The 17,040-nt window shown below is 44.2% G+C and carries 13 protein-coding genes; 4 read left to right on the top strand and 9 right to left on the bottom strand.

Annotation, left to right across the window (positions count from 1 at the left end):
• Window positions 1-112: 112 nt before the first annotated feature.
• Window positions 113-1,798, bottom strand: coding sequence for a phospho-sugar mutase (locus tag RLN88_RS07135; RefSeq protein ID WP_350220701.1), 1,686 nt, complete (start codon window positions 1,796-1,798; stop codon window positions 113-115).
• A gap of 26 nt (window positions 1,799-1,824) precedes the next feature.
• A complete protein-coding gene (gene trpS / locus RLN88_RS07130; RefSeq protein ID WP_350220700.1) occupies window positions 1,825-2,796 on the bottom strand; it encodes a tryptophan--tRNA ligase in 972 nt (323 codons plus the stop codon).
• 79 nt (window positions 2,797-2,875) lie between these two features.
• Between trpS and RLN88_RS07125 the strand changes: the two genes are divergently transcribed.
• Complete coding sequence (locus RLN88_RS07125; RefSeq protein WP_350220699.1) at window positions 2,876-3,937, top strand: DUF1573 domain-containing protein; 1,062 nt, start codon at window positions 2,876-2,878, stop codon at window positions 3,935-3,937.
• 7 nt (window positions 3,938-3,944) lie between these two features.
• Here the strand turns inward: RLN88_RS07125 and RLN88_RS07120 are convergent, their stop codons facing one another.
• Both RLN88_RS07120 and gyrB read right to left on the bottom strand, forming a co-directional pair.
• The gene (locus RLN88_RS07120) at window positions 3,945-5,777 is read right to left on the bottom strand and encodes a M1 family metallopeptidase (protein WP_350220698.1); all 1,833 of its coding nucleotides are present in this window, start codon (window positions 5,775-5,777) and stop codon (window positions 3,945-3,947) included.
• Between the two features lie 205 nt (window positions 5,778-5,982).
• Window positions 5,983-7,941: a DNA topoisomerase (ATP-hydrolyzing) subunit B gene (gene gyrB / locus RLN88_RS07115; RefSeq protein ID WP_350220697.1), complete on the bottom strand. Its 1,959-nt coding sequence runs from the start codon at window positions 7,939-7,941 to the stop codon at window positions 5,983-5,985.
• Between the two features lie 283 nt (window positions 7,942-8,224).
• On the opposite strand from gyrB, the gene RLN88_RS07110 reads away from it, so the two are divergent.
• On the top strand, window positions 8,225-9,022 hold the full coding sequence (locus RLN88_RS07110) for a DUF2490 domain-containing protein (RefSeq protein WP_350220696.1): 798 nt from the start codon (window positions 8,225-8,227) through the stop codon (window positions 9,020-9,022).
• Here RLN88_RS07110 and RLN88_RS07105 read toward each other — a convergent pair.
• Genes RLN88_RS07105 through RLN88_RS07095 form a run of 3 tightly spaced genes read right to left on the bottom strand, consistent with a single transcriptional unit; the run spans window position 9,019 to window position 12,171 of the window.
• Window positions 9,019-9,387, bottom strand: a complete 369-nt coding sequence (locus tag RLN88_RS07105) for a CoA-binding protein (RefSeq protein WP_350220695.1) — start codon at window positions 9,385-9,387, stop codon at window positions 9,019-9,021. The genes RLN88_RS07110 and RLN88_RS07105 overlap by 4 nt on opposite strands.
• Entirely contained in the window at window positions 9,384-11,219 is a 1,836-nt protein-coding gene (locus tag RLN88_RS07100) for a toxin-antitoxin system YwqK family antitoxin (protein WP_350220694.1), read from the bottom strand. Before RLN88_RS07100 ends, RLN88_RS07105 begins: the two co-directional genes overlap by 4 nt.
• On the bottom strand, window positions 11,212-12,171 hold the full coding sequence (locus RLN88_RS07095; protein ID WP_350220693.1) for a tryptophan 2,3-dioxygenase family protein: 960 nt from the start codon (window positions 12,169-12,171) through the stop codon (window positions 11,212-11,214). Before RLN88_RS07095 ends, RLN88_RS07100 begins: the two co-directional genes overlap by 8 nt.
• Before the next feature lie 75 nt (window positions 12,172-12,246).
• Here RLN88_RS07095 and RLN88_RS07090 point away from each other — a divergent pair, with 75 nt between their 5' ends.
• A complete protein-coding gene (locus tag RLN88_RS07090; protein ID WP_350220692.1) occupies window positions 12,247-13,443 on the top strand; it encodes an acyl-CoA dehydrogenase family protein in 1,197 nt (398 codons plus the stop codon).
• Between the two features lie 324 nt (window positions 13,444-13,767).
• Here RLN88_RS07090 and RLN88_RS07085 read toward each other — a convergent pair whose 3' ends face one another.
• Window positions 13,768-14,580 carry a purine-nucleoside phosphorylase gene (locus RLN88_RS07085; RefSeq protein WP_350220691.1) on the bottom strand — a complete coding sequence of 271 codons (813 nt, stop codon included), beginning with the start codon at window positions 14,578-14,580 and terminating at the stop codon, window positions 13,768-13,770.
• Between the two features lie 87 nt (window positions 14,581-14,667).
• Between RLN88_RS07085 and RLN88_RS07080 the strand changes: the two genes are divergently transcribed.
• Window positions 14,668-15,846 (top strand): aspartyl protease family protein, encoded by a 1,179-nt coding sequence (locus RLN88_RS07080; RefSeq protein WP_350220690.1) that lies wholly within the window; start codon window positions 14,668-14,670, stop codon window positions 15,844-15,846.
• An 8-nt stretch (window positions 15,847-15,854) separates the two neighbouring features.
• Here RLN88_RS07080 and RLN88_RS07075 read toward each other — a convergent pair whose 3' ends face one another.
• A complete protein-coding gene (locus RLN88_RS07075) occupies window positions 15,855-17,039 on the bottom strand; it encodes an aspartate aminotransferase family protein (protein ID WP_350220689.1) in 1,185 nt (394 codons plus the stop codon).
• Window position 17,040: the final 1 nt, after the last annotated feature.

Raw genomic sequence — 17,040 nt, 5'->3', positions numbered from 1 at the left:
CAGTTTTCGGTTAGATTGGTGACCCTCTGTTTTGAAAAGAAGAATTTTACTCAATTCTAATCTTCGCAAATTAACACTTTTGATCTATTTAATCCAATTATTGGTGATTTGATCACAAATTCAAGTCATTCAGTAGGTTATGTACTTTTGATTTTAGTTTTCCCTCGGTATCAAAGTAGTTGGTGCCATCAAATTCACTTCTAACCGAAAAGTAGAATTTTATTTTTGGCTCTGTGCCTGAGGGCCTTATGCTCACTTTTGTTCCGTCTTCGGTAAGGAATTGCAGGACATTCGATTTAGGAAAATCGACCATTTCCCTTTCCCCACCCTCAGAAATTTTCACTCCTTCCAAATAGTCGATCACCTCAGTCACTACGGACCCGGCCAGGGTTTGTGGTGGTGAAGATCTGAAATCCTCCATCATTTTCTTAATTTCCTCAGCTCCCTTCAGCCCTTTTTTGGTGATGGATTTCAGCTCTTCATAGTAACATCCATATTCCTTATAGATTTTGATCAGTAGATCAAAGAGGCCTAAACCTTGGGCTTTTGCCCATGCGGTCATTTCTGCAATGATGACACTACTTGCCACTGCATCCTTGTCGCGCACGGCTTCTCCGATCATGTAGCCATAGCTCTCTTCGCCACCACCGATAAAAACTTCTTTGCCCTCCTTGTTTCGGATCATGTCGGCGATCCACTTAAAGCCTGTGAGGGTGTCGTAGCAATTGACCTCAAAGCTTTTGGAAATATCCCTGATGAGTTCGGTGGTTACTATGGTTTTGCCGATGTATTCATTTCCCTTAAATCCTCTTGCACTGTACTTTTTAAGCAGGTAGTAGACGATCAAGACGCCAGTCTGGTTGCCATTGAGGAGCTGAAATTCACCCTTTGAATTTTTGATTGCAATACCTACCCGATCGGCATCCGGATCGGTGGCCATCACAAGGTCTGCGTCCATTTTTTCAGCTTGCTTCAGCGCCATAGACAGGGCTTCCTTTTCTTCCGGGTTAGGGTAGATCACAGTTGGGAAATTGCCGTCAGGGTCTGCCTGTTCTTTCACCACCTGCACCTGGGTAAATCCAAGCTCCTCGAGTGCTTTTGGTACCATGGTGATCCCTGTGCCATGGATGGAGGAGAAAATGATCTTCAGGTCGTTGTGTTTTTTGACGGCATCCGGGGATAGGGAAAGACTTTTGATCATTTCGAGATAGGCGGCATCCACCTCTGCACCAATCGGTTGGATCAGGGAGGCATTTGCATGGAAATTGATCTCATCGATCGATTTGATTTTCTTCACCTCTTTGATCACATTTTTGTCATGCGGGGGTACCAATTGCCCACCATCTGACCAGTACGCCTTGTAGCCATTGTATTCTTTGGGATTGTGCGAAGCGGTAAGCACAACACCTCCCTGGCAGCCCAGGTGCCTGATAGCAAAGGAAAGCTCTGGAGTAGGTCTTAGCTCCTCAAAGAGGAAAACGTGTATGCCATTGGCAGAGAAAACATTGGCGGTGGTCTCAGCAAACACTCGACTGTTGTTTCTACTGTCGTAGGCGATGGCCACCTTGATGTTTTCTTCAAACTGACTTTTTAGGTAATTGGAAAATCCCTGGGTGGCCATACCTACCGTGTATTTGTTCATGCGGTTGGTGCCAATCCCCATAATTCCCCTCAGCCCACCGGTTCCGAATTCCAGATCATTGTGGAAGGTTTCCTCCAGCTCATCGGGCCTTTCTAGTAGTCGATGAATCTCCATTTTGGATGATTCATCCATGTTGGTGGCATTCAGCCAACTCATTGCTTTTTCTTTTGCACTGATCATTCCTAAGCAAATCCTAATTTCTTCTTCACTCTGTGTAGTACTTCATCTGCAATTGCTTCGGCCTTTTTCTCGCCTTGCTGCAGCCGCTGCTCAAGCTCCGCTGGGTTATTCATATAGTATTCAAACTTCTCACGCTCGTCCCTGAATCTCTCAAGCAACAGCTCGAAAAGTTCCTGCTTTGCATGCCCATAACCATAGTTTCCACCCTCATATTTTTTTCTCATCTCCGCTGTTTGTTTCTCAGAGGCAAGCAATTTATACAAGGCAAAAACATTGCAGGTATCTGGGTTTTTGGGTTCTTCCAGCGGAGTACTGTCAGTCACGATTTGCATCACATTTTTGCGCAACTTTTTTTCTGGCAGGAATACATCAATGATGTTGCCGTAGCTCTTGCTCATTTTCTGACCGTCAGTTCCCGGTATGGTCATTACATTGTCATCGATCAGGGATTCAGGCACTGTAAATGTTTCCCCAAACTGATGATTGAAAGAGGTTGCAATATCCCGTGTCATTTCAAGGTGCTGCTTCTGATCTTTTCCTACCGGCACCAAATTGGCGTCATACAAAAGAATGTCAGATGCCATGAGCACAGGATAGTCAAAAAGGCCGGCATTTACGTCTGCCAGTCGATCCGACTTATCTTTAAAGGAATGTGCATTGGCCAGCATTGGGAAGGGGGTGAAGCAGTTGAGATACCAGGTAAGCTCACAGCATGCCGACACCCTGGATTGACGGTAAAATGTATTGGAGCTGGTGTCAAATCCGCAGGCCAACCATGCAGCGGCTACTGCGTTTGTATTTTCAATGCGTAGTTTTGCATCTTTGATGGTAGTAAGCGAGTGCAAGTCGGCAATGAAAAAGAATGATTCATTGTCTTTGTTTTTGGACAATTCAATGGCGGGCAAAATGGCCCCCAGAAGATTGCCTAAATGTGGTTTACCTGAGCTTTGTATACCAGTCAGTATTCGTGCCATTACTTGAAAAATTTGTGCAAACCTATATAATTTGAGGCTTTGAAGGTCGTCATAAAAACAGAACGAAATGAAATTTAAAATGAAAGCTATTTGCTCCCTTTTGATCCTGATCCTTGCTGGCAGCTCATATGGGCAATCTAAGTTGGATTTTGAAGTGATGGACTATGATTTTGGAGAAATCGAAGAAATGGGTGGGCCCGCAGAATTCACTTTCAATTTTGTGAATACGGGCGATGACCCGATTAGGATTACCAATGTGAAAGCCTCATGTGGATGTACCACTCCTGGCTGGACAAAGGAGGAAATAATGCCGGGTGATTCTGGTTTTGTTCAAGCCAAATACAATCCAAGAAACAGACCGGGCAGCTTTAGAAAATCGCTTCGAATCACTACGACCGATGCTGCATCCAATCAGGTACTGTATATCTCGGGCTTTGTGAAGCCACAGCCTAAAACCCCGGAAGAAGAATTTGCGATTAGCCTTGGAGACCTCAGACTGAAAAATCGGGGGTTGAATATGGGTAAAATCACCACGGAAAAGACAATAGAAAAAACATTTGACATATATAATAGCTCAGATTCGGTTGTATCCCTTGGTGAAGGGGATTTGGTATTGCCGGATCATATCACGGTTTCGCTTGTTCCGAATTCCTTGAACCCCAAGGAGATTGGGCAGATTAAAATTACCTATGACCCAATCAGAAAGAACGATTATGGATACGTAAGTGATCAGATCAGTCTTGCGTCTGGCGCGGAGGAAAATTTGTCTGTTATCGCAGTGATAGATGAGCATTTCCCTGAAATGACAGCCGAGGAACTGGATAAAGCCCCCAAGCTTGCAATTGCAGATCGAGCGTATGATTTTGGTACGGTAACAGCCGGAACAGTGGTGGAAAAGGAATTTGAATTGACCAATGCCGGCAAAGAGAAATTGCTTTTCCGCACGGTCAAATCAAACTGTGGATGTATCACCTATGAGCTAAATAATAAAGGTATCAAAAAAGGTAAGAGCCAAATGCTCAAAATCTTCTTTGATACCTCAGAAATGCGTGGCAATCAGTATAAGTCGGTTACAATTTATTCCAATGATCCTGTAACTCCGACTCAGATCATCACCATCAAGGGAAAAGTACAGCAATAGGGGAGGGCTATTTCTTCTCCCAGCTGTTGTTTCCTCTGTTTACATCGGCCATATAGCCACTCTCATCAATGACGATGGATGAAATATCACTTATTGGGGCATCAATAGTGAACTGATAACCCAAATGCGTCCATGACAAGTCAGGAAGTACTATTCGCTCCAGATTTGTATCATTTACTTTCTCCCCTCGCATCATAGAAAGTGGAGAGTAGTAAATCTTTTTAGTACCATCCGCAAATGTCACATAAACATCCATTGGCATTGGCATCTTTCCAATTCTCTTAAGCGCAACACTGGTCTTGCCGTTTACTTCGGATACACTATCGATGGCATAATCGATGGTATGCGTGGTATTCACCCAATAATCGAGGTACCAATCCAACTCCAAATCAGCTTCTTTTTCAAACACCCTGATCCAATCGATGGCATCCGGGTGCTTGTATCTCCACTGGTAATAGTATTTTTTCAGGGCACTGGCGGTCGCCTTTTTCCCAATCAAATAATTCATTTGGGCTAGTGCGATTGCTCCCTTGTAGTAAGACCCTAGACTGTATGCTGTGTTGGTTTCAAAATGATCTGAATGTGTGCTTAGGGGTTCTTCTTTCCCCGTTGTGGTCAGGTAATTATACACCTGGAAATTTCTTTCCTGAGTTCTGTCGGATCCTTCAAAGATATGTGCCATTGTTTCTGCCGTGGCATATGTTGTGAAACCCTCATCCATCCATGCGTAGTAGCTTTCATTTGTGGCCAAAAGCCCCTGATACCAGCTGTGAAGCGCTTCATGAACAGTCACGCCAGCCAAGCTTTGAATATTTCGCTCTCCTGTGATCAAGGTGGCCATTGGGTACTCCATTCCTCCATCTCCACCTTGAATGACCGAATAGTGGGCATATGGATATTCGCCGAAATTTTCTTCAATAAATTCGAATGCTTTTACTGCTAGCTCCGGAAGGTCTTTCCATGCCGCTGTTTTTTCACCTTCCTGATAGAAGAAATGGAGCAGGGGACCGCCCTCCACCATTGCAGTGGTGTGTGTATAATCCGGATCAGCAGTCCAGACAAAATCGTGAACATTTTCTGCTTTGAAATTCCAGGTCAGCTTCTTTCCTTTTTGCTTCACTTTCACCCCCTCATCTTCATATCCGTACCCAATGTCATTTGGGTTTTGTAGAATACCAGTAGCAGCAATCACATAGTCTTTGTCGATCGAGATATTCACTTCGAAATCTCCCCATGGGGCATAAAATTCCCTACCTACATACGGATGAGCATGCCATCCCCGCCGATCGTACTCCGCCATCTTGGGATACCACTGAGCCATGCTGTATTCAATCCCTTCCTTATTATCTCTGCCACTTCTTCGGATCTGCAATGGCACCTGACTCTCAAAATCCATGTTGAATGTGGTGCTGGTGCCAGGCAGAATGGACTCGGCAAGTTTCACTTCAAGAACAGTACCTTCAATTTTGAAGCTCAGATCTTTTCCATCCTGGGTGAGAGATTGGATTTTGTGATATCCTATCTCTGAATTGTCCAATTTAACAATTCGATCTGCAACCCGTCCGTCCGGATCCTCGATGGTTCGGCTTCTTTTATCCATCATGCTCTCGGGCTGAAAAGCATTGAAGTACAAATGATAAAAGACCCGATTTAGCGTATCCGGGCTGTTGTTAAAATACTTCAGGGTTTGCTTGCCTGCAAACTGGTTGTTCTCGACATCAAAATCTATGTCCATCTTATACTCCACTTGCTGTTGCCAATAGCCCTGAGCAATACCAGATATAGCTATTCCAGCAAATAAAAATGCGCAAAAGAGTTTCTTAGTAAAATTATATTTCATAATTAAAATTTAGTTCAACAATCTATGCCTTCCGAAAGTTTAAACTCGTATATTCAATTTCTCAATTAACCTGAAAGTGCATGGAAAAAATTTTAGACTTTTTTCTTCTGATCATTTTCGCTTTTGGTTCTGCAATCCTTTTTACGTTCGCCGTAATTTGGAAGTTCCTCCAAGCAATGTATCAGATCATTTTATCTAAATAATATCACACGTCAACTTTGGCGTACTTGGCGTTCTTCTCGATGAACTCTCTGCGTGGTGCTACTTCATCACCCATGAGCATCGAAAATAAGTGATCCGCCTCCGCGGCTGACTCAATGGTTACCTGCTTAAGACTTCTATGTGCCGGATCCATCGTGGTAGTCCATAGCTGATCCGGGTTCATCTCTCCAAGACCTTTGTATCGCTGCACACTTACAGAATCTTCTTTTCCATTGGGTGCGATCTCATTGATTACCCTAACCCTGTCATCCTCAGACCATGCATATCTTTCTGTCTTGCCTTTTTTGATGAGGTATAGTGGAGGTAGTGCGATGTACAGATAACCTCTTTCTATAAGTGCCCGCATGTATCTAAAGAAGAAGGTAAGGATCAGTGTACGAATATGACTCCCATCGATATCGGCATCTGTCATGATAATTACTTTGTGATATCGAAGCTTTGTCATGTTCAAGGCTTTTTCGTCTTCCTCCGTGCCAAAGGATACACCAAGAGCAGTAATCATATTTTTGATCTCCTCATTGTCGTAGATCTTGTGCTCCTGGGCTTTCTCCACGTTCAGGATTTTACCTCTAAGCGGCAGGATTGCCTGGAATTTTCTGTCTCGCCCTTGCTTGGCAGATCCACCCGCTGAGTCACCCTCAACCAGGTATAGCTCACATATGGCAGGATCCTTGTCCGAGCAGTCCGCAAGTTTTCCCGGAAGTCCGGTTCCGGAGAGAACATTCTTTCGCTGGACCATCTCCCGTGCTTTTCTGGCTGCATGTCTGGCTTGTGCAGCCAACACCACTTTCGAAACTATTTGCCTAGCTTCTTTCGGGTGCTCTTCCAGGTATTCGAGCAGGATTTCACTCACACAGGTATCCACCGCACCCATTACATCAGAGTTTCCAAGCTTGGTTTTTGTTTGACCTTCAAACTGTGGCTCGGCCACCTTTACGGAAATTACGGCGGTTAGCCCTTCTCTAAAATCATCTCCTACGATTTCTACTTTCACTTTATCAAGTTGCCCTGATTTGTCTGCGTAATTTTTAAGTGTTCTTGTAAGGGCCCTTCTAAATCCTGAAACGTGTGTCCCGCCTTCTATGGTGTTGATATTGTTTACATATGAAACGACATTTTCAGAGTATGAGGTGTTGTAACTGAGCGCTACCTGAACGGGTACCTCACCTTTGTCTCCTTCGATGTAAATGGGTTCAGGAATGAGTTTTTCCCTTGTATTGTCAAGATAGGCAACAAACTCAGCCAGCCCACCTTCTGAATAGAATGACTCCTCTAGTGACTTGCCATCATCATCGACCTCCCTATGGTCAATCATTTTTATTTTGATGCTTGCATTTAGGAATGATAGTTCTCTAAGGCGGGATGCGATGGTTTCAGAGTTATATTTTAAAACTGTGAAAATCTGGTCGTCTGGCAAGAAATGTACTTTTGTGCCTGTGATGTCTGTTGTGCCTACTTCTTTCACGGGTGCTTTGGGAACTCCTCTGCTATATTCCTGCTCCCATACTTTACCTCCTCGGTGGACGGTGGCTTTTAGCATAGATGAAAGTGCATTCACACAGGAAACCCCCACACCATGAAGTCCGCCGGAAACTTTGTAGGTATCCTTGTCAAACTTGCCGCCGGCGTGAAGTACCGTCATTACCACCTCCAGGGCACTTCTGTTTTCTTTTTTATGAATATCGGTTGGGATACCACGACCATTATCAGTTACGGTAATGGAATTGTCTTCATTGATCTCTACGGTAATTGTATCACAATGCCCCGCCAAAGCCTCATCAATAGAGTTATCAACGACCTCCCAGACCATGTGGTGCAGACCCTTTACCCCAATGTCTCCAATGTACATCGCTGGTCTTTTCCGTACCGCTTCCAGGCCTTCTAGTACCTGGATATTACTGGCTGAATAATCTCCTTGTTTGTTTTGCTTATTTTCTTCCATGTGCAGTGATTAAAAAACGCGATTTGAAAGCCAGAATCGATGATTTTTAGATTCTTTAAAAATGCTTCATTGCGTTCGAAATGCTGTCTTTTTTAAACCCTCAAATTTACTAAAAATATCCCGTATGGATGGGTGCTTTTGTGTGCTAAAATTATGATTGAATCACATTTCTTCCGTAGTTGAAATCAGCAGGCTTTTTGACAGTGAAATTTTATTTTTTAATTGAAGTATTGAATTAATAACTTTAAATAGTTCAATTTTAGATTCATAACTGGCTTTGGATATGAATCAACCATTACGCCTATTGTTCGCAATAGGCTTTTTACTATCCCTTCATTCGTCAATCTCACAGACCCCAACCCAGCCTGAGGAAAAGCAAATTTCTTCGTCTACAGGTGTTTGGCTGGGCCTCTATACCAAATATCACTTTAATGATAAATGGGCCTACTATGGCGAATACCATATCCGGAGGCGAGATGGATTTGAAGATATGGCTCAAGTCTACCTTCGATTTGGAGCTACCTATACCATTCAGCGATACCTTGATTTTACGGCGGGGGTGGTGCTGCCTTTTTATTGGGCTCCAGACCAGAATGATCCAAATGTGGACAATGTTGTGCCACAATATCGGCTTTGGCAGCAGGCGGTGCTGGCTACACCTTTTGAGCACATTAAAGTATATCACCAGCTAAGGACTGAGCAACGCTGGCGCAGGGATTATGTAAAGGACTCACCTTATGAACTAACCCACAGGTTTAGATATAAGCTTACGGTCTATGTCCCCTTAAATAAGCCTGCATTTGAAAATCATACACTCTTCGTTTCACTGTACAATGAGATATTCATTCAAGCGGGTAAATCGATCGTTTATAATCACCTGGAGGATAACCGGTCGTTTGTTGGGCTGGGGTACAATTTGAGTGAGCAGTTTCAAATCCAGGGCGGATATATGTTCACATTCCGCCACAGGGGTTCCCCTTTTGACTATGAGAAACGACACATTTTTCGGTTGAGCCTGTACCATCACATGGATCTTCACCTAAACAGGCACAGAGAGGAGCGGGATATTCCTATTCATTAGTAAAGGCCATTTCCAAGTAGCACCAGCGTGCAGGCATTTTCCACTTCTATGCCTTTATCTGCAGCTTTTTGGGCAAATGGAGGGTTCTCAGTTCCAGGGTTAAAAATGATCCTTTTGGGATGTAGCGAAAGGATATAGTCTTCCCATTCCGCCTGATTCTGTGGCCCTATATACATCGTCACAGTATCGATATCTCCCACCTCCGGCTTGGTTTTCAAATCCAAAATTTCTTTGCCAAAAACCGTTCCTGACTTGATCGCAATCGGGACAATTTCGTGATCATGTGAAGTTAGTCGCTCAGCAGCCAGGTAGGCATATCTGGTTGGGTTGGTGGAAGCCCCGAGGATGGCGGTTTTTTTGCTCATTGTGTTTTGCTTTTACTTTTTGTGACCGCAAATCCGATATTTAGCCCAATGATAATGGGGAAGTAAACGGACGATTTGATCTCACTATCAAAGTAATTGTCTAAAACCTGAATTGGTTCATACTTTTTTTCAAAAGACCGGGCGGAGATACCCACGCCTAAAAATGCGTCAACTGTAAGCCCAGAGCTGCCCACATCTTTCATCCATCTGTTGCCGACAAAAAGGCCATAACCGTAGGATGTTTCTACCAGGTTTCCAAACCTCTTTGGCTGTTGAATAATGAGGGTATCCGTATGATTGACCTGATTGTTTTGGTATTTGAAATTGACCTCATGACCGAAGTAAAACATGCCAAGCTTGGAATCGGCGTGATAGAATTTTTGCCGAAAATGAATTTTAGCTCCTCTTCTGTAAATCTCATAATCTCCAATCTGGCTGTCTGGTGTAAAGAATGGATCCCGGATCATATCAAATTGCACTTCGTACCCCAATCGCTCCTGAATGTAGTATTCAATTGCCACAGGTAGCTGATTGTCAGTCAGCCATATCGGATTGGTGCCAATGATGATGCCCTTATATTCATTTACCCGCGGCAGAAAGTAACGGAGACCTCTTTTTTCCGGGTGGTAGTTGGGTTTATCCAGTGATTCTTTTTCTTCCAAATCGCTCGTTACCCTTGACTTGAAGATTGGTTTTTCATCCTCATAAATAGGGTGGTAGGTGCCGGCCGTGCTTCCATCAGGATTATAAAGTATCCATTCCCCGGTGCGCTTGTCATCTTTGATTTGTCCCTTCATTTTCACGCTTCCATCAGGGTAGTAGCCAATGTATTCTCCCTCACCGTCCTTCAGGTCAGCCTCTCCTTCCAGTTGGCCCTGGTCGCTGTAATAGTACCATTTCCCTGTTTTTTGTCCATCAATGATCGTTCCCTTGGCTTTCTGGTTTCCACTGGGATAATATTCATTGAATTCTCCGTCACCGACATCAAATCGGGCTTCTCCCAGCAATTCGCCGGTAGGGTAGAAAAGCTTCCAGTATCCGTCTTTGTTATCATTGACCAGTGTGCCGGATTGGCTCAATTTTCCATTTTCATGAAAGTATTGCCACTCACCCTCTCTCATCCCATTTTTGTAGGTGCCGGTGGCCGCTTGCTCACCGTTTTTATGGTAGTATTTCCATACTCCAGTCTTCAGCCCATTAGAAAATTCACCGATTGCTTCAATCTCTCCGTTTTCATAATAATAAGTCCATTCTCCTTCGCTTTTATCATCCACATTCCGGCCTTCCATTCTTCGGTTTCCTGATGGATAGAACTCTGTGTACCGTCCTGATCCACTCTCAATAATTGCCTGGCCTTTCAAAGCGCCATCCTCGTAGAAATAATTCCAGATGCCAGTTTTTTGGTCGTTTTCATAGTTTCCATGACTTTTCTCACCATCATTTTCATAGTAAAATTTCCATGGGCCTTCTTTGGAGTTCCCTTCCAGTCGCCCTTCGGATTTGATATTTCCATTTTCATAATAGTATTTCCATGGTCCATTGGGCACTCCATTTTTAAATCTTCCTGTCGCTTTTTTTCGGCCGTTTTCATAGAAATAGGTCCAGACGCTATCCGGTTCATTTCCTTCATACCAGCCATAAATTTTGAGTGATCCATTCAGATAGAAAGACTCGTAAGCTCCTTGCAATGTGGAATCTTTTTCAGAGTAGTGATATACCTCACGTATTTGCGAGCTGTCTGAATCAAAGAAGTTCTTACCCTGCTTGACCTGGGCATCAGCAAAGTATGCCACACACAGGATGATGGCGATATAGCCACCAATTTTACGCATGGGGGCTCGCCAGTGCTCTTTTGAATTTTTGTCCCCACTCTTTGGTTTCTTCTGTAGTCCAAAGGTTGGGGAAGAAGATGATTCTTTGTCTTCTTGGAGGAAGGTATTTCTGCCAGTTAGTACCGCCAGATGCTTTGATGACCTCAGGGTCTCTTTGAAGGTATCGGGTCGCCGACTTGAGGTGTTGGAGAGGCCAGTCTACATTGGCTTTTTGATCCAGCTTTTTCATTTCTGATTTTATTACCTCATTTCCGATGTAATTCTCTTCAAATTTTCTTAAAAGATTACAAGTCTTTACATCCTCTCCCAGTCCGATAAACTCTTTGCTATACTTGGCTTCAAACTGCCTCAAAGTGAGCGTTTTCTTACCCGTGGCAAGCTCTGTTGCTCCAGCTTTCCAGTAGAGTGATTCGTATAATTTGGAGATGTCCTTCTCGCCTTTTAGTTCACCTCTTTTCTCAATATTTGTGAGGTTTTGGAAGTCAGTGGCCAGGATTTCGATTTTTCGGTACTGGGCAGACTGAAAGCCGCTGGCCGGCAAAAGTGCCATGCGGAAGGCCAGAAATTGCTCCTGATCCATACCATCAGTCATCACATCGAAAGAATCGATCAGGTGATCCAGGTAGCGGTTTACCCTTTTCAGTCTTTTCAGGAACGTCTCCTCACCAATTGGATCTGTGAATACTGCCTGTTCCATTTCATTGAGGATCATTCGAAAATACAACTCCGTCACCTGATGATAGAGAATGAAGATTTTTTCATCGGGAATCGCTGTGCGGGGGGACTGGAGGCTGAGGAGCGTATCCAGATGAATATAGTCCCAATAGGTCAGATAATCGGAGTAAAGAAGGCCATCCAAATAGCTGGATAAGTCCTGCCCCATGGACTCATACTTCTCTTCAAGTTTGGTAAGCTGCTTCAGAATTTTTTCGTCAATCTTCTTTTCTCCCATCGTATATCCAGTTGAGTTTTATGGTTGTAAATTTGCGCCAAAATTTTAACAACAGATATAAAAACCCACCCTCTGATGAGTGCTGAAAAGAGAAATTTTGTAGATGAATTTGAATCACCGGATTTTTACGCAATCGATGATCTACTGACTGATGAGCATAAATTGATCCGCTCTTCCGTAAGGGATTTTGTGAAGAAAGAGATCACTCCATTCATAGAAGGATGGGCAGAAAAAAACCACTTTCCGGTAGAAATCGTGAAGAAATTTGGTGATGTTGGCGCTTTTGGCCCAACCATTCCTGCAGAATATGGTGGCGGAGGAATGGACTACATTTCCTATGGTCTCATCATGCAGGAAATAGAAAGAGGTGACTCGGGAATGCGATCCACCGCATCTGTGCAGGGTTCGCTGGTGATGTATCCAATCTATGCCTATGGCTCAGAGGAGCAGAGAAAGAAATACTTACCAAAACTTGCTTCCGGTGAGATGTTGGGCTGTTTTGGCTTGACAGAGCCTAATCACGGCTCAAACCCGAGTGGGATGGAAACAAACTTCAAGGACATGGGTGATCACTATCTGTTGAACGGCGCTAAGATGTGGATTTCCAATTCGCCAAAGGCCGATATAGCCGTAGTGTGGGCAAAGAATGAGGAAGGAAGAATTCACGGCCTGATCGTGGAGCGTGGCATGGAAGGTTTTACAACACCGGAAACACACGGCAAGTGGTCGTTAAGAGCATCATGTACGGGTGAGTTGGTATTTAGTGATGTGAAAGTGCCAAAAGAAAATCTGCTTCCCGGAAAAAATGGACTGGGTGCTCCAATGGGCTGTTTGGATAAAGCAAGATACGGAATCGCATGGGGTGCAATAGGTGCTGCGATGGATTGCTATGACTCTGCAAGAAGGTACTCTTTGGAAAGGGAGCAGTTTGGCAAACCAATCGGATCATTCCAATTGGTACAGAAAAAGCTGGCAGAGATGCTTACTGAAATCACCAAAGCACAGCTGGTAAACTGGAAGCTGGGGAAAATGATGGATGAAGGAAAAGCCACAACATCGCAAATCTCCATGGCCAAAAGAAACAGCGTGGAAGTGGCGTTGAATATCGCTCGGGAAGCTCGTCAGATCCATGGTGGAATGGGAATCACAGGTGAATATCCAATGATGCGGCACATGATGAACCTAGAGTCAGTAGTGACTTATGAAGGAACTCACGATATACATCTGCTTATATTGGGTGCGGAGATTACTGGAATCCCGGCATTCAAATAATTGAAAGGAATATTGAACTTTAAGAAAGCTGCTCGGGAGGGCAGCTTTTTTTTGGAACCCGGGACAAAAAAAGGCCCGGTTTACGCAGATGATGCATCGCCGGGCCAACCAACTATCCTTAAGATAGATTAGTAGGTATCAACCGATTAGGTGATCCTATATTTTTAACCAATTACATGCCGAGGTTAATCACTTTTGGCGATATCTGACTATCAATCAGCGTGAAACTTTTTGAAAATACCCAGAAGTGGGTAGCGTTATTGGCTAAATTTTATCAAGTGATAATGGAAGAGCACTTAATCCAACTCAAAATCATCCCAGACTTTACATCCTTTTCATCAGCTCTTTGAGCAGCGCAACCAGGTCTTTTTCGGCAGCTTTTGCAGTTGCTATGATGTCTTCAATGTCGATTGGTTGAAGGTTGTCAGGATCACATTCATCTGTAAGGACAGAAATTGCAGAAACTGGTAATCCCATCTGGTTGGCCGCAATTACTTCAGGCACGGTGCTCATGCCCACCACATCGCCCCCAATCATTTTTAGAAAGCGATACTCAGCTTTGGTTTCCAGGCTCGGCCCTACCACCGAAACATATACCCCCTTGTTGAGCGCAATACCTTTTTCGCTGGCGATGGCAAGCAGCTTCTCGTTCATTTCAGTATCGTAGGGCTGGCTCATGTCTGTGAATATCTGACCAAAAGCCGTCGCTTCATGCCCTCTTAGCGGATTGTCTGGCTGTAAGTTGATGTGATCTTCGATCAGCATCAGTTCCCCTTTTTTCCAGTTGAGGTTCATGCATCCGCCAGCGTTTGAAATCAGGAGTTTTTTGATTCCCAGGCTTTGCATCACTCTTACTGGAAAAACCACCTGTCCCATGCTGTGGCCTTCATAATAGTGAAATCGCCCCTGCATTGCCACCACGGTTTTTCCCTCCAGCTTTCCGTAGATCAGCTTGCCCCTGTGAAACTCCACCGTGGCAATGGGAAAGTGAGGAATATTCGCATAGACAAATTCCTTTTCTACTTCGATTTCATCAGCAAGTGCTCCCAATCCTGTGCCCAGGATAATTCCCACCTCCGGCTTTTCAACCCCTTTTTCCTTTAAAAACTTTACCGCCGCACTTACTTTTTCAATCATTAGCATATCCTGTTTGTCTTAAGTTTATATTCACTGATTCTTCAGAAATCTCTAAATTGACCTGAAATTAATTAGACTCCAATCACAATGAAAAAAATTCTTTTCGCTTCACTGTTCTTTGTCAGCTTGCTGAGTTTTTCTCAAGATCCGATCACATCTACGAAAATGCAGCTGTTTGGGGATCATATTTTTGTTCACTTGAGTGTGGATGGTTCTGAACCCCTTGATTTCATCTTCGATACGGGGGATGGGCTTCCGGTGATTGACCTGGACGTGGCAAATGAGCTTGGGTTGAACCTCGATCATTCGGCTTCAAAGACAAGTGCACAGGGTGCGGTGAAGGGAGCATTGATTGACCACAACACCATCGAACTGAATGGAATAGAGCTCGAAAAGGATATCCAGCTGTATGCAACAAGCCTTCGCCATCTGGAAATGAGTATTGGTAAAAATATTGACGGCATCATCGGGTATGACCTACTGCACCATTATGTAGTGAGGCTCGATTATGACAATGGCATGTTTGAGCTGTATGATCAGGCAAGCTTTAATTATGATGGAGTGGGAGAGAGCTTTGAGTTTCGGCTGGACAACTACATTCCGCACATAGCGGGAGAGGTGACACTGAACGATGGAGCAGTGCTGAAAGGGGACTTTTTCTTAAACACAGGAGCTGGCACCACACTAGACTTCAATACCAAATTTGCAGCGAAGAATAAGATCATCGACCGAACCGGAGAGCACTTTTCCTACCCGGTGGCTGGTTTGAGTGATCAGGAGACGCTACACTATGAAGGTCGTGTGCAGAATTTTGGTTTCGGAACCTTTGATTTTGGGAATATGCCGGTAGGGATCAGTACTGCGAATCATGGTATTCAGAACAACAAAAAAGTGGCCGGTATACTTGGCAATAAAGTGCTGAAACGATTTAATATCACTTTCGACTATTCCAGGGAGAAGATCTACTTTGTGAAGAATCAGAATTTTGGTGATGATTTTACCGTAAATGCCAGCGGGATTTACCTTCAGCTGAGCAAAGATATGAGCAAAGTATTGGTGCATAGAGTGTATGAAGAAGGCCCGGCTATGAAAGCAGGGATCGAAACGGATGCTGAGATTGTGAAAATAAACGGAAAAGAAGTGAAGGATTATACCCTGCCGCAGTTGCGAGAGCTATTGGAAAATAAAGGTTCAACTGTAGAAATGGTGATCAATCAAAATGGGGCAGAGAAGGTAGTTTCTCTTACATTGGCAGAGTTGATTTAGGCAAAAAACTAAACCTGATCTATGGCCTGCAATATGATGTTGCAGGCTTTTTTTATTTCCTCTTCAGTTATAATCAGAGGTGGTGCGATACGCATGGATCGATCATCAAACAGAAACCAGTCTGTAACCGCGCCAAGCTCAATGGCTTTATCAATGATTGGCTTCAGAACGTCAAAAGACTCAAACTCTATTGCCATCATCAATCCTTTGCTTCGAATTTCCCTGATTTTGGGATGCTTTAAGAGCTGATGGAAAAGTTGCTCTTTTTGAGAAACTCCACGCAATAAGTCTTCTTCGTGGATCACTTGCAAGGTGGCTAATGAAGCTGCTGCAGAGACAGGATGCCCCCCAAAGGTAGAAATATGCCCAAGCACGGGGTTTTCTGTAAAAACGTGCATAATCTCTCTATCCGAGATGAAACACCCGATCGGCATGCCACCGCCCATTCCTTTGGCACTCACAAGTACGTCCGGTTGAATGCCATAATGCTCAAATGCCCAGAATTTCCCCGTTCTTCCAAACCCACATTGAATCTCGTCCAGAATAAGCAACGTGCCGGTTTCGTCACAGCGTTTTCTCACCTCTGTCCAGTAGCTTTTGTCCGCCTGTCTTACTCCAGCTTCCCCCTGTACGGTTTCCACCACAAAGGCGGCTGTTTCCTCGGTTATGTTTGTGAGTTCAGCTTTGTTTCCAAATTCGATGTGGGAAATGCCCGGAAGGAGCGGACGGTAATTTCTTTTGAAGGACTCGCTTCCGGTGAGGGAAAGTGCCCCGTGGGAAGAACCATGATACGCATTTTTGCATGCTACCAGCCCTGATCTGCCGGTATACCTTTTGGCGAGTTTCATTGCCCCCTCAATGGCTTCACTTCCTGAGTTGACCAGGTAGACCGAATTAAGCTTCTCAGGCAGTGTTTTGGACAGTGCCTCGGCCAGCTGCACTTGCGGACTCTGCACGAATTCTCCATATACCATCACATGGAGGTGCTTATCTACCTGGTTTTTGATTGCCTCCACCACTTTAGGATGCCGATGGCCTACATTAGATACCCCAATCCCTGATATTAGATCCAAGTATTTCTTCCCATCCACATCCGTCATGTAAACCCCCTCTGCAGAGGTCATTTCCAACATTAGCGGAGCATCCGAAGTTTGAGCCAGATGGTTGAGAAAGAGCTGTCTTTGAGATGGCATG

Origin of the sequence: Ekhidna sp. (assembly GCF_040223195.1) — a bacterium.
GTDB lineage: Bacteria > Bacteroidota > Bacteroidia > Cytophagales > Cyclobacteriaceae > Ekhidna.
Note: the sequence above shows the minus strand (reverse complement) of the source record. Positions and strands in the feature narration are given on the sequence as shown.

Excerpts from the sequence above, each read along its gene's own strand:
- RLN88_RS07135 (WP_350220701.1), bottom strand. The coding sequence starts at position 1,798 with ATGAGTTGGCTGAATGCCACCAACATGGATGAATCATCCAAAATGGAG.
- trpS (WP_350220700.1), bottom strand. The coding sequence starts at position 2,796 with ATGGCACGAATACTGACTGGTATACAAAGCTCAGGTAAACCACATTTA.
- RLN88_RS07125 (WP_350220699.1), top strand. The coding sequence starts at position 2,876 with ATGAAAGCTATTTGCTCCCTTTTGATCCTGATCCTTGCTGGCAGCTCA.
- RLN88_RS07120 (WP_350220698.1), bottom strand. The coding sequence starts at position 5,777 with ATGAAATATAATTTTACTAAGAAACTCTTTTGCGCATTTTTATTTGCT.
- gyrB (WP_350220697.1), bottom strand. The coding sequence starts at position 7,941 with ATGGAAGAAAATAAGCAAAACAAACAAGGAGATTATTCAGCCAGTAAT.
- RLN88_RS07110 (WP_350220696.1), top strand. The coding sequence starts at position 8,225 with ATGAATCAACCATTACGCCTATTGTTCGCAATAGGCTTTTTACTATCC.
- RLN88_RS07105 (WP_350220695.1), bottom strand. The coding sequence starts at position 9,387 with ATGAGCAAAAAAACCGCCATCCTCGGGGCTTCCACCAACCCAACCAGA.
- RLN88_RS07100 (WP_350220694.1), bottom strand. The coding sequence starts at position 11,219 with ATGCGTAAAATTGGTGGCTATATCGCCATCATCCTGTGTGTGGCATAC.
- RLN88_RS07095 (WP_350220693.1), bottom strand. The coding sequence starts at position 12,171 with ATGGGAGAAAAGAAGATTGACGAAAAAATTCTGAAGCAGCTTACCAAA.
- RLN88_RS07090 (WP_350220692.1), top strand. The coding sequence starts at position 12,247 with ATGAGTGCTGAAAAGAGAAATTTTGTAGATGAATTTGAATCACCGGAT.
- RLN88_RS07085 (WP_350220691.1), bottom strand. The coding sequence starts at position 14,580 with ATGATTGAAAAAGTAAGTGCGGCGGTAAAGTTTTTAAAGGAAAAAGGG.
- RLN88_RS07080 (WP_350220690.1), top strand. The coding sequence starts at position 14,668 with ATGAAAAAAATTCTTTTCGCTTCACTGTTCTTTGTCAGCTTGCTGAGT.
- RLN88_RS07075 (WP_350220689.1), bottom strand. The coding sequence starts at position 17,039 with ATGCCATCTCAAAGACAGCTCTTTCTCAACCATCTGGCTCAAACTTCG.